17 protein-coding genes are annotated in these 17,095 nt (G+C 74.8%); 14 read left to right on the top strand and 3 right to left on the bottom strand.

Annotated features, from left to right (window positions below):
- Positions 1-9: 9 nt before the first annotated feature.
- Positions 10-1,308 (top strand): citrate synthase, encoded by a 1,299-nt coding sequence (locus tag ACTJIY_RS16830; protein WP_253051073.1) that lies wholly within the window; start codon positions 10-12, stop codon positions 1,306-1,308.
- A 184-nt stretch (positions 1,309-1,492) separates the two neighbouring features.
- Here ACTJIY_RS16830 and ACTJIY_RS16825 read toward each other — a convergent pair whose 3' ends face one another.
- Entirely contained in the window at positions 1,493-2,470 is a 978-nt protein-coding gene (locus ACTJIY_RS16825) for a hypothetical protein (RefSeq protein WP_440674789.1), read from the bottom strand.
- A 28-nt stretch (positions 2,471-2,498) separates the two neighbouring features.
- Positions 2,499-3,491 carry a 2,3,4,5-tetrahydropyridine-2,6-dicarboxylate N-succinyltransferase gene (gene dapD, locus ACTJIY_RS16820; RefSeq protein WP_440674790.1) on the bottom strand — a complete coding sequence of 331 codons (993 nt, stop codon included), beginning with the start codon at positions 3,489-3,491 and terminating at the stop codon, positions 2,499-2,501.
- 36 nt (positions 3,492-3,527) lie between these two features.
- On the opposite strand from dapD, the gene dapE reads away from it, so the two are divergent.
- The 6 genes from dapE (at position 3,528) to ACTJIY_RS16790 (ending at position 9,633) form a co-directional block, all read left to right on the top strand.
- Entirely contained in the window at positions 3,528-4,655 is a 1,128-nt protein-coding gene (dapE, locus tag ACTJIY_RS16815; protein WP_439158693.1) for a succinyl-diaminopimelate desuccinylase, read from the top strand.
- A 10-nt stretch (positions 4,656-4,665) separates the two neighbouring features.
- Entirely contained in the window at positions 4,666-5,502 is an 837-nt protein-coding gene (locus tag ACTJIY_RS16810) for a TIGR00730 family Rossman fold protein (RefSeq protein WP_047233518.1), read from the top strand.
- Positions 5,503-5,515: 13 nt separating this feature from the next.
- Positions 5,516-6,502, top strand: coding sequence for a dihydropteroate synthase (gene folP, locus ACTJIY_RS16805; RefSeq protein WP_440674791.1), 987 nt, complete (start codon positions 5,516-5,518; stop codon positions 6,500-6,502).
- Positions 6,499-7,716 carry a hypothetical protein gene (locus ACTJIY_RS16800; RefSeq protein WP_440674793.1) on the top strand — a complete coding sequence of 406 codons (1,218 nt, stop codon included), beginning with the start codon at positions 6,499-6,501 and terminating at the stop codon, positions 7,714-7,716. The genes folP and ACTJIY_RS16800 overlap by 4 nt, the downstream gene beginning before the upstream one ends.
- Positions 7,717-7,836: 120 nt before the next feature.
- Complete coding sequence (locus ACTJIY_RS16795) at positions 7,837-8,004, top strand: DUF3117 domain-containing protein (protein ID WP_064506638.1); 168 nt, start codon at positions 7,837-7,839, stop codon at positions 8,002-8,004.
- Positions 8,005-8,064: 60 nt separating this feature from the next.
- Positions 8,065-9,633, top strand: a complete 1,569-nt coding sequence (locus tag ACTJIY_RS16790; RefSeq protein WP_440674794.1) for a leucyl aminopeptidase family protein — start codon at positions 8,065-8,067, stop codon at positions 9,631-9,633.
- Positions 9,634-9,645: 12 nt separating this feature from the next.
- On the opposite strand, the gene ACTJIY_RS16785 is transcribed toward ACTJIY_RS16790, so the two are convergent.
- Positions 9,646-10,251: an O-methyltransferase gene (locus tag ACTJIY_RS16785; protein WP_269430019.1), complete on the bottom strand. Its 606-nt coding sequence runs from the start codon at positions 10,249-10,251 to the stop codon at positions 9,646-9,648.
- 250 nt (positions 10,252-10,501) lie between these two features.
- On the opposite strand from ACTJIY_RS16785, the gene sigE reads away from it, so the two are divergent.
- From sigE to ACTJIY_RS16750, 7 genes are all read left to right on the top strand, one after another.
- A complete protein-coding gene (gene sigE, locus ACTJIY_RS16780; protein ID WP_440674795.1) occupies positions 10,502-11,128 on the top strand; it encodes an RNA polymerase sigma factor SigE in 627 nt (208 codons plus the stop codon).
- Positions 11,125-12,087, top strand: coding sequence for a zf-HC2 domain-containing protein (locus tag ACTJIY_RS16775; RefSeq protein ID WP_353707992.1), 963 nt, complete (start codon positions 11,125-11,127; stop codon positions 12,085-12,087). Before sigE ends, ACTJIY_RS16775 begins: the two co-directional genes overlap by 4 nt.
- Complete coding sequence (locus ACTJIY_RS16770) at positions 12,084-13,550, top strand: S1C family serine protease (RefSeq protein ID WP_353707993.1); 1,467 nt, start codon at positions 12,084-12,086, stop codon at positions 13,548-13,550. The genes ACTJIY_RS16775 and ACTJIY_RS16770 overlap by 4 nt, the downstream gene beginning before the upstream one ends.
- A gap of 9 nt (positions 13,551-13,559) precedes the next feature.
- Positions 13,560-13,907: a twin-arginine translocase TatA/TatE family subunit gene (locus ACTJIY_RS16765; protein ID WP_353707994.1), complete on the top strand. Its 348-nt coding sequence runs from the start codon at positions 13,560-13,562 to the stop codon at positions 13,905-13,907.
- A 71-nt stretch (positions 13,908-13,978) separates the two neighbouring features.
- Complete coding sequence (gene trpS / locus ACTJIY_RS16760; protein ID WP_290444915.1) at positions 13,979-15,070, top strand: tryptophan--tRNA ligase; 1,092 nt, start codon at positions 13,979-13,981, stop codon at positions 15,068-15,070.
- Positions 15,067-15,630 carry a 2'-5' RNA ligase family protein gene (locus ACTJIY_RS16755; RefSeq protein WP_253051084.1) on the top strand — a complete coding sequence of 188 codons (564 nt, stop codon included), beginning with the start codon at positions 15,067-15,069 and terminating at the stop codon, positions 15,628-15,630. Before trpS ends, ACTJIY_RS16755 begins: the two co-directional genes overlap by 4 nt.
- 10 nt (positions 15,631-15,640) lie before the next feature.
- The gene (locus ACTJIY_RS16750) at positions 15,641-16,792 is read left to right on the top strand and encodes a YihY/virulence factor BrkB family protein (protein ID WP_353707995.1); all 1,152 of its coding nucleotides are present in this window, start codon (positions 15,641-15,643) and stop codon (positions 16,790-16,792) included.
- Positions 16,793-17,095: the final 303 nt, after the last annotated feature.

Genomic DNA, 17,095 nt, shown 5'->3' with positions numbered 1-17,095 from the left:
AAGGGAACCATGACCACCACTCAGCAGGCGAAGGTCCGCCTCCTCGTCGACGACCAGGCGCAGGACCTGCCCGTGGTCGCGGCGACCGAGGGCAACGACGGCATCGTCGTGTCCTCCTTGCTCAAGTCGACCGGCCTCGTGACGGTGGACCCGGGCTTCATGAACACGGCGTCGTGCGAGTCGAGCATCACCTACATCGACGGTGACGCCGGCATCCTGCGGTACCGCGGGTACCCCATCGAGCAGCTCGCGGAGCAGTCGACCTTCCTCGAGGTCGCGTACCTGCTCATCCACGGCGAGCTCCCCGACACCCCGACGCTCGAGGCGTTCGTCGAGCGCGTGAACCGCCACACGCTGGTGCACGAGGACTTCCGCACCTTCATGGGGACGTTCCCCCGCGACGCCCACCCGATGGCCGTGCTCTCGTCCGCGATCAACGCGCTGTCGACGTTCTACCCCGAGTCGCTCGACCCCTTCGACGACGAGACGGTCGAGCTCGCGACGGTCCTGCTCCTCGCGAAGTCCCGCACCATCACGTCCTACCTGCACCGCCGCCGCGTCGGCGAGCCGCTGCTCTACCCGGACTACTCGCGCGGCTACGTCGACGACTTCCTGCGCATGACGTTCGCGACGCCGTACCAGCAGTACGAGGCGGACCCGGTCGTCGTCGACGCCCTCGACAAGCTGCTCATCCTGCACGCCGACCACGAGCAGAACTGCTCGACGTCGACCGTCCGCGTCGTCGGGTCCTCGCACGCGAACCTCTACGCGTCCGTCGCCGCGGGCGTCAACGCGCTCTCCGGCCCGCTGCACGGTGGGGCCAACGAGTCGGTGCTCACGATGCTCGACAAGATCGCGGGCGCGGAGTATGACGTCGACACCTTTATGAAGAAGGTGAAGAACAAGGAGGACGGCGTCCGCCTCATGGGCTTCGGCCACCGGGTCTACAAGAACTACGACCCGCGTGCCGCCATCGTGAAGAAGTCCGCCGACGCCGTGCTCTCGACCCTCGGCAAGAAGGACCAGCTCCTCGACATCGCCATGGGCCTCGAGGAGATCGCGCTCAACGACGACTACTTCATCGAGCGCAAGCTCTACCCGAACGTCGACTTCTACACGGGCCTCATCTACAAGGCCATGGGCTTCTCGCCCGCGATGTTCACGCCGCTCTTCGCGCTCGGCCGCATGCCCGGCTGGATCGCGCAGTGGCGCGAGATGATGAAGGACCCGCAGACCAAGATCGGCCGCCCGCGCCAGGTCTACGTCGGCGAGACCGAGCGCGACTACGTCCCGGTCTCCGACCGCTGACACCCGCACCCCGGACGCCGCGTCGCTCACCCCGGTGAGCGGCGCGGCGTCTCGTCGTTCTGGCACTCGGGTCTGCCGTCCGGTCCGCGCTGTGGCCGCACCGCCGCTCGGCGGTCGTCGTACGGTTCGTCGGGGGTCGCCGCCGTACCCGGGGCGACCACACGACCGCGCTACCAGGGCGCCGTCAGGACTCGTCCGGGACGGCGACGTGGACGCGGACGCGGCCCGGGTCGAGCGGGGCGAGGTCGTCGGGGTCGAGCGGGCTCCACGTCGAGTCGTCGCGAGACCACCGGCGGTCCCCGACCTCGACGGCGACGACGTTCGTCGCGTCCGCGGTGGCGACGGCCCACTGTGCGACGGCCCATGCCGCACGGTCGAGACCGCCGTCCTCGGCCGCGGTGGGCAGACCCGAGGCGTCGACCTGGAGCGTGCCCCCGTCGCCGCCGTCGAAGGGCTCGACGCGGGCGCCGTCGCCGAGGTCGCGGGCCAGGCGGTCCTCGAACGGCTGCGTGGCGGCGCCGTCGGTCGGGAGCTCGGTCGTGGCCACGGGGCCCAGGTCGCACGTGAGGGACGTGGGGGACCAGCCGGTGAGCGCGGAGGCCCAGGCGCGCGACCGGGGCTCGTGCTGCGCGTAGGCGTCGGGGAACGCGGAGCGCTGGACGGTCTGCGCGGCGACCGTGACCTCCATGGCCTCGTAGCCCTCGACCGTCTCGAGCACGTCGTAGAACGCGTTGGCCGAGTACACGGGGTCCATGATCTGCTCGACGCTGCCCCAGCCCTGGGACGGGCGCTGCTGGAACAGGCCGACGGAGTCGCGGTCGCCGTAGTCGATGTTGACGAGGCGGGACTCCTGGAGCGCGGTCGCGAGCCCGATCGTCGCGGCGCGGGCGGGGAGGCCGCGGCGCACGGCCGTGCCCGCCACGAGCGCGGCGTTGTCCGCCTGCGTGACGGACAGGTACCAGGTGCGGCCGTCGGCGGTGGCCGCGCACCGCTCGGCGACGGGCGTCTCGTCGTCGAGCCGGTTGAGGGCGACGACGACGCCGCCCACCCCGACCGCGGCCACCGTGAGGAGGGTGACCGCGGCGCGGAGCGGGCGGCGCCGCCGGCGCGCCCGACCGACGTCCGGGAGGTCCCGGGGACGGGATGGTCGGGTCGCGGTCATGCGGGGCGCCGTCGTGCTCGTCGGCGGGTCAGTTGGCGTGCAGCGCGGCGTTGAGCTCGACGCCGGCGCCGGTGCGGGACACGGCCTCGACACCACCGGTCAGCGAGTTGCGGCGGAACAGGATGCCGGAGCGACCGGAGAGCTCGCGCGCCTTGACGACGAGCGGCTCGCCCGTGGCGTCGGTCTGCCCGACGACGGTCACCTTGGTCCCCGCGGTGACGTACAGGCCGGACTCGACGACGCAGTCGTCGCCCAGGGGGATGCCCAGGCCCGCGTTGGCGCCGAGGAGCGAGCGCTGCCCGACGGAGATGACCTCGCGACCGCCTCCGGAGAGGGTGCCCATGATCGACGCGCCGCCCCCGACGTCGGAGCCGTCGCCGACGACGACGCCGGCCGAGATGCGACCCTCGACCATCGACGTGCCGAGCGTCCCGGCGTTGAAGTTGACGAAGCCCTCGTGCATGACGGTGGTGCCCGGGGCGAGGTGCGCGCCGAGGCGGACACGGTCGGCGTCGGCGATGCGGACGCCGGCGGGGACGACGTAGTCGACCATGCGCGGGAACTTGTCCACGCCGTACACGGTCACCGGCTGGCCGGTCGCGCGCAGGCGGAGGCGCGTCTCCTCGAAGCCGTCGACGGCGCAGGCGCCGTGGTTGGTCCACACGACGTTCGTGAGGACGCCGAAGAGGCCGTCGAGGTTCTGGCCGTGCGGGGCGACGAGGCGGTGGGAGAGCAGGTGGAGTCGCAGGTACGCGTCGGCGGTGTCGGCGGGGGCGGCGTCGAGGTCGATCTCGGTTCGGACCACGACCACGTCCACGCCGCGCAGCTCGTCGCGCTCGGCGAGCGCGTCGAGCGAGGCGGGGACGGTCGTGCTCGCCGGGGCGGCGCCGAGCGCCGGGGCCGGGTACCAGACGTCGAGGGTCGTGCCGTCGTCGGTGACGGTCGCCAGGCCGTAGCCCCACGCCGTACGCGGCTCGGACGCGGCCGCCGAGGGGGCGGTCGCGGGGGTCGCAGAAGTCATGCGCCCCACCCTATCCGGCGCCGGTAGGGTGCTGGCGTGACCTCTCCCACCACCGGTACCACGCCCGTGCTCGACCTCCGCGGCGATCTCGTCGCGCTCTTCCGCGCGGTGTGCGACACCCCGTCGGTGAGCGGCGACGAGCGCGGGCTCGCGGACGCGGTCGAGGCGGCGCTGCGTGCGTACCCGCACCTGGAGGTCGTGCGCGACGGCGACACGGTCGTCGCGCGGACGTCTCTCGGCCGGGAGCGGCGCGTCGTCGTCGCGGGCCACCTCGACACCGTGCCGCTCACGGACCCGCCGAACCTCCCGACGCGCGTCGTCGGCGAGGGCCTGCGCGCGGAGGTCTGGGGCCGGGGGACCGTCGACATGAAGGGCGGGGTAGCCGTCGCCCTGGCGCTCGCGGCCGAGCTCGACGCCCCGGCGCAGGACGTGACGTGGGTGTTCTACGACAACGAGGAGGTCGCGTCCCACCTCAACGGGCTCGGGCGCCTCGCGCGGAACCGCCCCGACCTGCTCGTGGCCGACTTCGCCGTCCTGGGCGAGCCGACCTCGGCGGGCCTCGAGGGCGGGTGCAACGGGACCCTGCGGGTCGACGTGCGGGTGCCGGGCGTGACGGCGCACTCGGCGCGCGCGTGGACGGGTTCCAACGCGATCCACGCCGCGCACGAGGTGCTCGACCGTCTGGCGGCGTACGTGCCGCAGGAGATCGAGGTCGACGGCCTCGTGTACCGCGAGGGCATGAACGCCGTGGGGATCCGCGGAGGGATCGCGGGCAACGTGATCCCGGACGAGTGCGTGGTCACCGTGAACTTCCGGTTCGCGCCGTCGCGCACCGTCGCCGCGGCGGAGCAGCACGTGCGCGAGCTGTTCGACGGCTTCGAGGTCGTGCTCACGGACGCCGCCCCGGGCGCGCGCCCGGGGCTGGACGACCCGCTCGCGGCGGACTTCGCCGCCGCGGTGCTGGGCGTCACCGGCGGCGCGCCGGCGCCGAAGTACGGCTGGACCGACGTCGCGCGCTTCGCCGAGCTGGGCGTCCCGGCGGTGAACTTCGGGCCCGGCGACCCGCTGCTCGCGCACAAGGACGACGAGCGCTGCCCGGTCGGCGAGCTCGCGCTGTGCCGCGACGCGCTGCGTGCGTGGCTCACGGCCGCCCCTGCGGCATAGGCTCGTGACCATGAGCGACACGGTGCGTGACCAGGGTTCCGACGACGGCCTGCCCCAGGCGGGGACGGGGTACCGCAAGGGGCCGGTCCTGCTGCGCGGGGACCAGATCCCGCGCCAGACGACGGACCAGCGCCTCCTCGACACGGGGGGCAGCGCGGACTGGGTCCACTCCGACCCGTGGCGCGTGATGCGGATCCAGAGCGAGTTCGTCGAGGGCTTCGGCGCGCTGGCCGAGGTCGGCCCGGCCGTGTCCGTGTTCGGGTCGGCCCGGACCAAGCCGGACCACCCGGACTACGCGCTCGCCGAGGACGTCGGCCGTCGCCTCGTCGACGAGGGCTTCGCCGTCATCACGGGCGGCGGGCCGGGCATCATGGAGGCGGCCAACAAGGGCGCGTCCGAGGCGGGCGGGCTCTCGATCGGCCTCGGCATCGAGCTCCCGTTCGAGCAGGGCATGAACCGGTACGTCAACCTCGGCGTGAACTTCCGCTACTTCTTCGCCCGCAAGACGATGTTCGTCAAGTACGCGCAGGGCTTCGTCGTCCTGCCCGGGGGCTTCGGCACGTTCGACGAGCTGTTCGAGGCGCTCACGCTCGTCCAGACGCACAAGATCACCGAGTTCCCGGTGGCGCTCGTCGGCACGGACTACTGGAGCGGTCTGCTCGAGTGGGCACGCACGGCGGTCGCGGGACGCGGCATGATCAGCGCGCACGACCTCGACCTCGTCCACCTGTGCGACGACCCGGCCGAGGCCGTCGAGTACGTCTGCGACCGCGGCGCCGAGCTGCGCGCCGAGGAGCTCGAGGCGACCGAGGAGCTCGCCCGGGCGCAGGCCGGCGACGCGAGCTGACGGTCGCGGCGCGATGACGTCACCTGGCTCGGCCGCGCCCACCGGGCCGGGGTCCGTGCGCCGCGACGACGGTCCACTGCCCCTGCCGCCGCTCGGTGTGCCGCCTCGCGGCACGTCGCTCGTCCTGCGCGGGCGGACCCTCGCCCGGCCCGCGGTGATGGCGATCCTCAACCGGACCGACGACTCGTTCTACGCGGGAGCGCGCCAGCTCGACGACCGCGCGGCCCTCGCCGCGGTCGAGCGCGCGGTGGTCGAGGGCGCGGAGATCCTCGACGTGGGCGGCGTCCGGGCCGGCGTGGGGCCCGAGGTGACGCCCGAGGAGGAGGCCCGGCGCGTCGTGCCGTTCGTCGCGCGGGTGCGTGCGGAGTTCCCGGACCTGCTCGTGAGCGTCGACACGTGGCGGGCCGAGGTGGCGCACGAGGCGGCGCTCGCGGGTGCCGACCTCATCAACGACACCTGGGCGGGTCACGACCCACGCCTCGTCGAGGTCGCGGGCGAGCACGGCGTCGGCGTCGTGTGCTCGCACACCGGGGGAGCGACGCCGCGCACCGACCCGTTCCGCGTCGCGTATCCCGCCCGGCCGGGAGCCGCCGACCCGCGCGACGGCGTCGTCCAGGACGTCGTGGCGACCCTCCGTGCGGCGGCGGAGCGCGCGGTCGCCTGCGGGGTCCCGCCGGCGTCGGTCCTCGTCGACCCCACGCACGACTTCGGCAAGAACACGTGGCACTCCCTGCACCTCCTGCGGCGGACCGAGGTCCTCGCGGGTCTCGGGTTCCCGTTGCTCATGGCCTTGTCCCGCAAGGACTTCGTCGGAGAGACGCTCGACCTGCCGGCCGACGAGCGGCTCGAGGGCACGCTCGCCGCGGCGGCCGTCGCGGCGTGGCTCGGGGCGCGCGTCTTCCGCGCGCACGACGTGGCCGCGACCCGGCGCGTGCTGGACCTCGTCGCCGCGGTGCGCGACGAGGCGCCCCCGGCAGCCGCGCTGCGGGGCCTCGCGTGACCACGCCGCGCGCCGTGGTCGGCCCGGGCGGGAGCCCATGGCTGCTGCGTCCGGCCACCTGGCCGTGGTGGGCGCAGGTCCTCGCGGTGTTCGCCCTCGCGCGCGGGGTGAGCGCGGTGATCCTCCTCGTCGTCGCGAGGTCCCAGGAGGCGAACCCCTGGACGGACGCCGCGCCGTCGTACCTGCCGTACGTCGCGCGCATGTGGGACGCGAGCTGGTACGAGCAGATCTACGCGTCCGGCTACCCCGACACGCTCCCCGTGGGTCCCGACGGCGCCGTCGAGCAGAACGTCTGGGCGTTCTTCCCCCTGTTCCCGGCGCTCGTCCGCGCGCTCGACGCCGTGACCGGCCTCGGGTGGGACGTGCTCGCGCCCACGGTCGCGCTCGTGTGCGGCGCCGGTGCCGTGCTCGTGATCCACCGCCTCGTCACGACTGCGGGCGCCGCGGCGGTCGAGCGCAGGCCGGGCCTGCCGCTGGCGACGGTCCTGCTCGTGAGCGTGTTCCCCTCCAGCCCCGTGCTCCAGGTCGCGTACACGGAGTCGCTCGCCCTGCTCCTCGTGGCCTCCGCGCTCCTGCTGCTGGCCCGGCGCCGCTACGGGTGGGCGGCGCTCGTGATCGGCCTCCTCGGCTTCTCGCGCGCCGTCGCGCTGCCCATGGCGGCCGTCGTCCTGTGGCACGGTCTCGTCCGGTGGCGCCGGGGCGACCTGCGCGCCCCCGACGCCGCGCGCCTCGGCGGGCTGCTCGCGGTCGCCGTGGCCAGCGGTCTCGTGTGGCCGTGGGCGTGCAGCGTCGTCACGGGCGTGCACCAGGGGTACTTCCGCACGCAGGAGGCGTGGCGCGGAGGCGCGGAGGTCGTGCCGTTCGTCCCGTGGGTCGACGTGTCGCGGTGGCTCCTGGGCGACGCCGGCCCGTGGGTCCTCGCCCTCGTGCTGCTCGCGACGGCCGCCCTCGTGCTCAACCCCGTCGCGGCGCGGCTCGGCCCGGAGATGCACGCGTGGTCCGGCGCGTACCTCGCCTACCTGGTCGCGGCGATCCAGCCGGGCACGTCGCTGGTGCGGTTCCTGCTGCTCGCCTTCCCGCTCGCGGCGGTCACCGTCGGGTGGACGCGGTCGCGCCTGTGGCTGGCCGCCGTGACCGTCGCCGGCGTCGCGGGCCAGGTGTGGTGGGTGTGGTCGCTCTGGCGGCTCGTCCCGCCGTCCGGCTGGCCGCCGTGACCCGGACGCCCGGGATGTCGGCACGGGTGAACTAGACTGTCCTCGGGCGTCGTCCGAGGTCGGACGCCCCTCCTCGCGCGCGCGGGGTGGACTCGGGACAACGGAAATGGAGTGCCATCGATGGCTGCGATGAAGCCGCGGACGGGTGACGGGCCGCTGGAGGTCACCAAGGAAGGGCGAGGCATCGTCATGCGGGTCCCGCTCGAGGGTGGCGGACGCCTGGTGGTCGAGCTCAACGCGACCGAGGCCAGCGAGCTGGGTGAGGCGCTCCAGGCCGTGGTGGGCTGATTGCCCGCACGTGAGCGCCGGGCGGCCCGTCTCCCCGGGCTGCCACGTGCGCTGCCCGAGGTGGTCGGCGCCCGGGGTGCCCTGAGCGACGCGGCGCTCCTCGACGACACGCAGGTCGACGCGGTCGTCGTGGCCGTCGCGCCTCCGCGCGAGGCCGAGGACGGTCTGCAACCGCGCGCGGGGACCGTCGACGCCACGGTGCGGTACGGCGTCGACCTCGCGGAGCTCGCCGAGCGGGCGGGCGGGCGTGCCTTCCGCGGCGCCTCTGGAGAGGTCGTGCGCGTCGACCTGCCGCGCGCGCACGCCGGGTCCGCGACGCGGCTCCCGTGGGCCGGCCTGCCTCCCCGGATCCTGCTGCTCGGGGTGGGGACCGGGACGACGACGGACCTCCGGCGCGCCGGCGCCGCGCTCGCTCGCGCGTCGCGCGGCCTGGAGCGCGTCGTCAGCGCCGCCACCGCCGACGCGGGCCCCGACGAGGTCCGGGCGTTCGTCGAGGGCTACCTGCTCGCCGCGTACGACCAGCCCCGCCAGAGCGGGTCACCACGGCCCGCGGCGGAGGCACCCGCGGAGCAGCTCGTCCTGCTCACGCCCGAGGACCGGCCCGACGTCACGACGCCGATCGAGGCCGCGCACCGCGCGGCGGCGGCGACCTGGCTGGTGCGCGACCTCGCCAACATCCCGTCCGACGTGAAGGACCCGGCGTGGTTCGCCGACCGCGCGGTCGAGCTGGCCGACGCGCTCGGGCTCGACACGACGGTCCGCGGCCCCGCCGAGCTCGGTGCCGAGGGCTTCGGGGCGACCCTGGCGGTCGGGGCGGGCTCCGCGCGCCCACCGCGCCTCGTGACGGTCACCTACGACCCCGCCGACCACGGCGTCCTCCCGGTGGAGGCGGGCTCCGCCGCGCGGCACGTCGTCGTCGTCGGCAAGGGCATCACGTACGACACGGGCGGGCTCTCCATCAAGCCCCGCGAGGCGATGGTGCCGATGAAGACCGACATGGCGGGCGCCGCCGTCGCCCTGGCGGTCGTGCTCGGCGCCGCGCGCGCACGCTCCGACCGGCGGGTCACCGCGGTGCTCCCGCTGGCCGAGAACCACGTGGGCGCCGCCTCGTACCGCCCGGGGGACGTCCTGCGCACCTGGTCGGGTCGGACGGTCGAGGTGGCGAACACCGACGCGGAGGGCCGGCTCGTCCTCGCCGACGCGATCGCGTACGCCGTGGCCGAGCTCGCGCCCGACGTGCTCGTCGACGTCGCGACCCTGACCGGAGCGGCGAGCCTCGGCCTCGGCCGCGGGCACGGCGCGCTGTTCGCCACGGACGACACCGTGGCCGGGGCGCTGGAGGACGCGGCGCTCGCCACCGGCGAGCGCGTGTGGCGGCTGCCGCTCGTCGAGGACTACGCGGGCGCCCTGCGCTCGGACGTCGCCGATCTCCGCCACGTCCCCGTCGAGAGCCCGGGCGGCGGGTCGATCACGGCCGCGCTGTTCCTGCGCGAGTTCGTCGGGGACGTGCCCTGGGCGCACCTCGACGTCGCCGGTCCGGCGCGGGCGACGGCCGACCGGCACGAGGTCGTCGCCGGGGCCACCGGGTACGGCGCGAGGCTCCTGCTCGAGGCGATCGACCGGCTCTGACCGTCGCCGGCGTCAGCGGCGCACGGCGAGCAGGAGGCCGTCGCCGCTCGGGAGCAGCGCCGGCAGGACGCGCTCGTCCGAGCGCAGCGACCGGCCCACCTCGCGGACGATCGTCGTCACCTCGTCGCGCCGCGCCGGGTCGGCGACCCGGTCGTGCGACAGCGCGCCGTCGACCGCGAGCACGCCGCCCGGGCGGAGCAGGCGCAGGCCCTGCTCGACGTACTCGGGGTAGCTGTGCTTGTCGGCCCCCACGAGCACGAGGTCGTAGGCGCCGTCGGTGAGGCGGGGGAGGACCTCGCTCGCACGACCCGGGATGGTGCGGGTCCGCGCCGAGGGCACGCCCTCCTCCGCGAAGGCCTCCTTGGCGGCGCGCTGGTGCTCGACCTCGACGTCGATCGTCGTGAGCACGCCGTCCGCCGGCATGCCGCGCAGGAGCCAGAGCGACGCCACGCCGGTACCGGTGCCGATCTCGACCACCGCGCGGGCGGCCAGCGAGGCCGCGAGCACCTGGAGCACCGCCCCGACGCCGGGGAGGACCGTCGGGCAGCCGAGCTCGGCGGCGCGGTCGCGCGCACGCAGGAGGACCTCGTCCTCGGGGACGAACTCCTCGCTGTACACCCAGCTCGCCGCCTTGGCGCTGCGGTGGGTGCCGACGTCGCTGGTGATCGGTGCCTCCTGGTGGTCCGTCGTCCGCGCGTGCGGCCGGGACGGGACGTCCCCGGCGGGTGCGCTGCCTCGGATCGTACCCGCCCCCTCCCAGGGCGGCCCGCTCCCGCGCCGCGCGTGTGTGCACGGGCCGTGGACGTCGCGCGCACGTCCCGCGCGCGAGGGGGAACACCGGGAGGGTGCCGGACGTTCTTCTGGGACGATGGACGACGTGGACGACGCACGACCAGGGACGAGCACGCACGGGACGCAGGACGGGAGCGCGTGGGTGCCGCCGTCGTGGGACCAGATCGTCCGCGAGCACTCGGCACGCGTCTACCGGCTCGCGTACCGCCTCACCGGCAACCGGCACGACGCCGAGGACCTCACGCAGGAGACGTTCGTCCGGGTGTTCCGCTCGCTGTCGAGCTACACGCCCGGCACGTTCGAGGGCTGGCTGCACCGGATCACGACGAACCTCTTCCTCGACCAGGTGCGGCGCAAGCAGCGGATCCGCATGGAGGCCATGGGCGACGACGACGGCCAGTACCCGGCCCGCTCCGAGGCCCAGCCGGAGCGCGGCTTCGAGCACGCCAACCTCGACCACGACGTGCAGCGCGCGCTCGACGCGCTCTCGCCCGAGTACCGGGCCGCCGTCGTGCTGTGCGACATCGAGGGCCTGTCCTACGAGGAGATCGCCGTGACGCTCGGGATCAAGCTCGGCACGGTCCGCTCCCGCATCCACCGCGCACGGTCCCAGCTCCGCGCCGCCCTCCCGCACCGCGACCCCGCGGACCGCCCGGCGTCGGACGACGTGCCGACGCCCGTGGTCGCCCGGGGGGTGGCGTGACGCACCTCGGCTCCCGCCTCTCCGCGCTCGTCGACGGGCAGCTCACGCCCGCCGAGGCGGAGCGTGCGCTCGAGCACGTGGCGTGCTGCCCGCGGTGCGCCGCCGAGCTGTCGGCGGCGCGCGCCGCGCGCCGGGCGCTGAGCTCCGCCGGGCCGGTCGAGCCCGCTCCCGACCTCGCGGCCCGTCTGCTCGCGCTGTCCGCCCAGATCCCCTCGACCGACGGCGACCCGCTGCGCTCCGCGCCCGTCGCGGGCGACCCCTGGACGCAGCCCGTCCCCCTCCCGCGCGGCGCCTGGAGCGGCGAGGTGCGCCGGGGGGCGGTGCGCCGACGGGTCGTCGGGCTGGTCGTGGGCGGTGTCGGCGTGGCCGCGATCGGCCTCTTCGCGCTCGGGGAGAGCCCGGTCGTCACCCCCGACCTCCATCGCAGCGACCCCCTCAACGTGCTGGCGCAGGCCGCGCCCCGGGCCACCGGGGCGCTCGTGGTGGGCGGGGCGCGCGCCTCGGACCGGTCCGCCGGCGACGAGGCGTCCGACGGCGACGGCGCCGCGGCGTTGGCGGCGCTCGACGCCCAGGGCTGGACCTGCCCGACGGTGCTCCCGGCGGGCTTCAGCGTGGTCGACGTGCGGGACGACGCCGCGCGGGGCGTCGTCGAGATCGACCTCGAGGCGCCGGGCGGCGAGGCCGTCGTACGCGAGCAGTCGGGTCTCCTGGACACCGCCGCGCTCGCGGGCGGGGAGACCTGGGACGTCGACGGCCGCCGGGTGCACGTGCTGTCCGAGGCGCCGTGGCACGTCGTCTGGCAGTCCGGCGACACGGTGATCGACGTCGTCGCCGACACCGAGCAGGAGACGGTCGCCGCCCTCGTGGCGGCCTTCCCGGCCCGTGACTACGATGCCGGGGTCCCGGCGCGCATCTCCCGGGGCTGGACGACCATGACAGGAGCGCTCGGCACCTCATGACCGACCCCCAGACCGGCCCTCAGCCCGGCCGTCAGACCGGCACCGAGCACCCCGGGGCGCCCGACGCCGCACGGAACCCGTTCGCGCCGCCGTCCGCGTACCGCAGCGTGCCGCCCGTCCCGCCGTCCGCGCCGGTCGGCCCCGGTCCGGTCCCGCCCCCGCCGGGCGCGGCCGTCCCGCCCCCGAGCGGGCCCCCGCCGGTCCCTGCTCCGGACGTCGCGCAGCCCGTCGCGCAGGATCCCGCGGACCCGTGGCAGACCCTGCGCTCGTTCGGCGAGCCCGAGCCGCCGTCGGCGCCGACGCGACCCGGCGGCTCGGTGGACCCGACGCTCGTCGGTGTGCCGCGGGGTCCCGCGTCGCCGTCGCCGGGGCGCGGGCTGCGACCCGCCGTGGTGGCGGGCGTCACCGTGCTGGCGCTCGTCGCGGGAGCGCTCGGCGGCGTCGCGGCCGACCGGCTCCTCGGGCAGGACACGCCCGGGGCGTACTCGTCGGCCCTGCCGCCGGCGAGCGTCGAGCCGGGCGCCGACCGCCCTGCGGGCTCGGTGGCGGACATCGCGGCCACGGTGCTGCCGAGCGTCGTCTCGCTCCAGGTCCGCGGGTCCGACGGCGTCGCCACGGGGTCCGGCTTCGTCCTCCGCGAGGACGGGTACATCCTCACGAACAACCACGTGGTCGCGGGGGCCGCCGACGGCGGGGACGTCGTCGTGCTGTTCTCGGACGGGCACGAGAGCCCGGCCGAGCTGGTCGGCCGGACCGTCGACTACGACCTGGCCGTCGTGAAGGTCGACGACTCAGGCCTGACACCGCTCGCGCTCGGCGACTCCGACGCCGTCGTCGTCGGGGACCCCGTGGTCGCGGTCGGTGCTCCGCTCGGTCTCAACGGGACCGTCACCACGGGCATCATCAGCGCGCTCAACCGCCCGGTCCAGGCCGGTGCCGCGGCCGAGACGGCGTTCATCAACGCGATCCAGACCGACGCGGCGATCAACCCCGGCAACTCCGGGGGTCCGCTCGTCAACGGACGCGGCGAGGTCGTGGGCATCAACTCCGCCATCGCGCAGCCGCCGGGCAGCGCCTCGGCGACGGGGAGCATCGGTCTCGGCTTCGCCATCCCGTCCAACCAGGCGCGCCGGACCGCGGAGCAGCTCATCGCCGACGGCGTCGCGACCTACCCCGTGATCGGCGTGCTGCTCGACCAGCGGTACCAGGGCGAGGGCGTCCAGGTGTCGACCGACTCGCAGTCCGGGACGCCCGCGGTCACGCCCGACGGCCCGGCCGACGCCGCCGGGATCCGGCCCGGAGACGTGATCCTCTCGATCGACGGCCGGCCCGTCACCGAGTCGGACGAGCTCATCGTCGCGATCCGGGCGAAGGCCCCGGGAGACGCCGTGACGCTGCGGGTCCGCACGGGGGACCAGGAGCGCGACGTCCGCGTCGTCCTCGACGAGGCCACGAGCGAGTAGTCTGTCGGCGTGTTCGGGATCAACGGAGCCGAGTTCATCGTGCTCCTCGTCGTGGCGGTCGTCGTCATCGGTCCTGAGCGTCTGCCGCGCTACGCGGAACAGCTCGGGTCGTTCGTCCGCTCGGCCCGAGGGTACCTGCGGGACGCCAAGGCCCGCGTGGACGCCGAGATCGGGGACGAGATCGCGGACGTCGACTGGTCGAAGCTCGACCCCCGCCAGTACGACCCGCGCCGGATCGTGCGCGAGGCGCTCCTCGACGACGAGCCCGTGCGCGAGCGGGTTGCGCCGCCCCCGCCACCTGCCCCCTCGGCGGTGCCGCCGGGCAGCCCCGCACCGTTCGACGACGAGGCCACCTGAGGCCGGCGCCGACCGTCCGCGCGACGGGAGGCGATTCGTTCCGGCACGGCACCACCTGTCAGAATGGGGCAATGTCCATCGAGGCGACGCACACCGGTCCGGCACCGGTCCCGGAGACCGCGCAGGCGACCGGGAACCCGACCAGCACCCAGCCCCGGATCCTCTCCGGCATGCAGCCCACGGAGGACTCGCTGCAGCTCGGGAACTACATCGGCGCCCTGCGCCAGTGGGTCGCCCTCCAGGACTCCTACGACGCGCTGTATTGCGTCGTCGACCTCCACGCCCTGACGGTCAACCCCGACCCTGAGCGCCTGCGCGAGCGGACGCGTCGCACGGCGGCGCAGTACCTCGCCGGCGGCGTCGACCCGGAGCGGTCCGCGCTCTTCGTGCAGTCGCACGTGCCGCAGCACGCGGAGCTCTCCTGGGTCCTGTCCTGCCAGACGGGCTTCGGCGAGGCCGGCCGCATGACCCAGTTCAAGGACAAGTCCGCGAAGCAGGGCGCCGACGGCACGACCGTGGGGCTCTTCACCTACCCCGTCCTCATGGCGGCCGACATCCTGCTCTACGACGCCGCCCTCGTGCCGGTCGGGGAGGACCAGCGCCAGCACCTCGAGCTCACCCGTGACCTCGCCGAGCGGCTCAACGCCCGCTTCGGCGACGGGACGGCCGTCGTGCCGGAGGCACACATCGTCCGCTCGGTGGCCAAGATCTACGACCTCCAGGAACCGACGGCGAAGATGAGCAAGTCCTCGTCGAACGGCAAGGGCGTCATCTGGCTCCTCGACGACCCGAAGGTCGCCGCGAAGCGGATCCGGTCCGCCGCGACGGACTCGGACTCCGAGATCCGGTACGACCCGGTCGCCAAGCCCGGCGTGTCCAACCTCCTCACCATCTACTCCGCCCTCACCGGTCGCGACGTCGAGGCGATCGCCGCCGAGTACGACGGCCAGGGGTACGGACGGCTCAAGGTCGACCTCGCCGACGTCGTGGTCGACTTCCTCGTGCCGTTCCAGGAGCGGGCCAACACCTACCTCGCGGACCCCGCCGAGCTCGACGCGGTGCTCGCACGCGGTGCCCAGAAGGCGCGCGAGATCGCTGCCGGGACGCTCGCGCGCATCTACGACCGCGTCGGCCTCCTGCCCGTCGGGGGGCCGACCGCGTGAACCTCCCGGAGCGTGGGCCGGACCAGGTACGGATCGGCATCGCGATCGAGGTGCCCGAGCCCTTCGCGACGCAGCTCCAGGACGCGCGCGCACGGTTCGGCGACCCGCTCGCACGGTCGATCCCGCCGCACGTCACGCTCCTCGGGCCCACCGTGCTCGACCCGGCCGAGCTCGACGCGGCGCGCGCCCACCTCGCCGCCGTCGCCTCGACCGCGGCGCCGTTCCAGGTCCACCTGCGCGGCAGCGCGACGTTCCGGCCGATCTCGCCGGTCGTGTTCATCCAGGTGGTCGAGGGCATCGCCGAGTGCGAGCACCTCGAGAGCGCCATCCGCACCGGTCCGCTCGCCCAGGAGCTCCGGTTCAACTACCACCCGCACGTGACCGTCGCGCACGAGGTCCCGGACGCCGCGCTCGACGCCGCGTTCGAGGAGATGGCCACCTACGAGGCGCGGTTCGAGGTCGCCGGGTTCTCCCTCTACGAGCACGGCGACGACGGCGTGTGGCGCCCCGGACAGGTCTTCCCGCTCACCGCGGATGCCGGGACCGCGCCCTCCTCGTAGGGTTCGGGGCGTGACGCCGCCTCCCTCCGCCGCTCCCAGCGCCGTCCGGCGCACGAGGGAACGCGTGGAGGCGCTCGTCGAGTGGTGGAAGGACAGCCGTCCCGGGCGCGCGACCTACCGCTACCTGTACGCACGCGGTGCCCTGCTGTGCGGCGGCATCGCCTACTCGGCCCTGTTCTCCCTCTTCGCCGCGCTGACCATCGGCTACACCGTCTTCATGCAGGTCCTCGGCGGGAGCCAGGAGCTCATGGACGCCGTGTTCGGCGAGATCAACGAGCTCGTCCCCGGCCTCATCGCGGTCGACGGGGAGAAAGGCGTGATCGACCCGGACGACCTCCTCCTCCCGCCCGGCCTCAGCGTCACGAGCATCGTCGCCGGGGTCGTGCTGCTCTTCTCGGTCGTCTCCTTCATGTACCACCTGCGCGGCGCCGTCCGGACGATGTTCGGCGTCAGCGACATCGGGCAGAGCCCCGTCCTCGCGCGGGCACGCGCCCTCCTCGGCTTCTTCCTCCTGGCGCTGAGCATGCTCGTCTCCGCCGTCGCGAGCATCGCCGTCTCCTCGATCGGCTACCAGCTCCTGGAGGCGCTCGGGCTCTCCGGAGGGCCCGCGATCCTCGTCACCGGCGCCGGGCTCGTGGTGAGCATCCTGCTCGACGCGCTCGTCGTCGTCGTGGTGGTCACGCTGCTGGCCGGCGTCCACGTGCGCCGCCGCGACCTCCTCGTCGGGTCGCTCACCGCCGCCGTCGCGTTCGGCGTCCTGCGCTACCTCGGGTCGTCGTTCGTCGCGGGCAGCGCCAGCAGGAACGCGCTCCTCGCGTCGTTCGCCGTCCTCGTGACGCTCCTCATCCTCGTCAACTTCACCGCGCGCATCCTCCTCGCGGTGTGCGCCTGGATGGCGAACCCGCCCCGCCCGCCCGACCCGGAGCCCGACGGCCCCCGGCACGCCCGCGAGGGTCGCCCGGAGCTCCCGGTCGTCGACGGCACCCCCACGACCGACGCCCGGCACGCGCGCGTCGCCCGGCACGCGGCGTCCGCGGACGTCGGAGGCTCCGTCGTGGCCGTGTCGACGGAGGAGCGTCTCCGCGCCGGGCAAGGGTCCGGCCGACCCTGGAGCCCGATCGTCCGCGGCGTGCGCCGCGCTCGCCTCCCGCGCGGCGCGTAGCGGTCGGCGTCTGCGCCGGGTACGCGGTCAGGGTTTCGTGCCTGCGGGGTCGGGTCCGCGGTGGCGGGCGGTTCCTGGTCGAGATGCGAGTAGTGGCCCCTGCGGGCCTCGTTCTCGGGGCGATTTCTCGCTTCTCGTCAGCACGCGTGCGGCTCGTGGTGGCGCGTGGCGTCGTCGGCCGTGGGGCGGGCCGAGTGCGACGGGTCGACGTGTCGGCGGGTCAGGGACCTGGCCTGGGTCTGGAGGCTCGGGGGAGCGCTGACAGGTGCGGGCACGGCTCGACCACGCGGACCGCGAAGCCCG

The sequence above is a fragment of the Cellulosimicrobium sp. 22598 genome, assembly GCF_052044445.1.
Lineage (GTDB): Bacteria > Actinomycetota > Actinomycetes > Actinomycetales > Cellulomonadaceae > Cellulosimicrobium > Cellulosimicrobium cellulans_G.
The sequence above is the reverse complement of the archived record's forward strand: the minus strand, read 5'-3'. Positions and strand labels throughout refer to the sequence as shown.

Excerpts from the sequence above, each read along its gene's own strand:
- ACTJIY_RS16830 (WP_253051073.1), top strand. The coding sequence starts at position 10 with ATGACCACCACTCAGCAGGCGAAGGTCCGCCTCCTCGTCGACGACCAG.
- ACTJIY_RS16825 (WP_440674789.1), bottom strand. The coding sequence starts at position 2,470 with ATGACCGCGACCCGACCATCCCGTCCCCGGGACCTCCCGGACGTCGGT.
- dapD (WP_440674790.1), bottom strand. The coding sequence starts at position 3,491 with ATGACTTCTGCGACCCCCGCGACCGCCCCCTCGGCGGCCGCGTCCGAG.
- ACTJIY_RS16810 (WP_047233518.1), top strand. The coding sequence starts at position 4,666 with ATGAGCGACACGGTGCGTGACCAGGGTTCCGACGACGGCCTGCCCCAG.
- folP (WP_440674791.1), top strand. The coding sequence starts at position 5,516 with ATGACGTCACCTGGCTCGGCCGCGCCCACCGGGCCGGGGTCCGTGCGC.
- ACTJIY_RS16795 (WP_064506638.1), top strand. The coding sequence starts at position 7,837 with ATGGCTGCGATGAAGCCGCGGACGGGTGACGGGCCGCTGGAGGTCACC.
- sigE (WP_440674795.1), top strand. The coding sequence starts at position 10,502 with ATGGACGACGTGGACGACGCACGACCAGGGACGAGCACGCACGGGACG.
- ACTJIY_RS16770 (WP_353707993.1), top strand. The coding sequence starts at position 12,084 with ATGACCGACCCCCAGACCGGCCCTCAGCCCGGCCGTCAGACCGGCACC.
- trpS (WP_290444915.1), top strand. The coding sequence starts at position 13,979 with ATGTCCATCGAGGCGACGCACACCGGTCCGGCACCGGTCCCGGAGACC.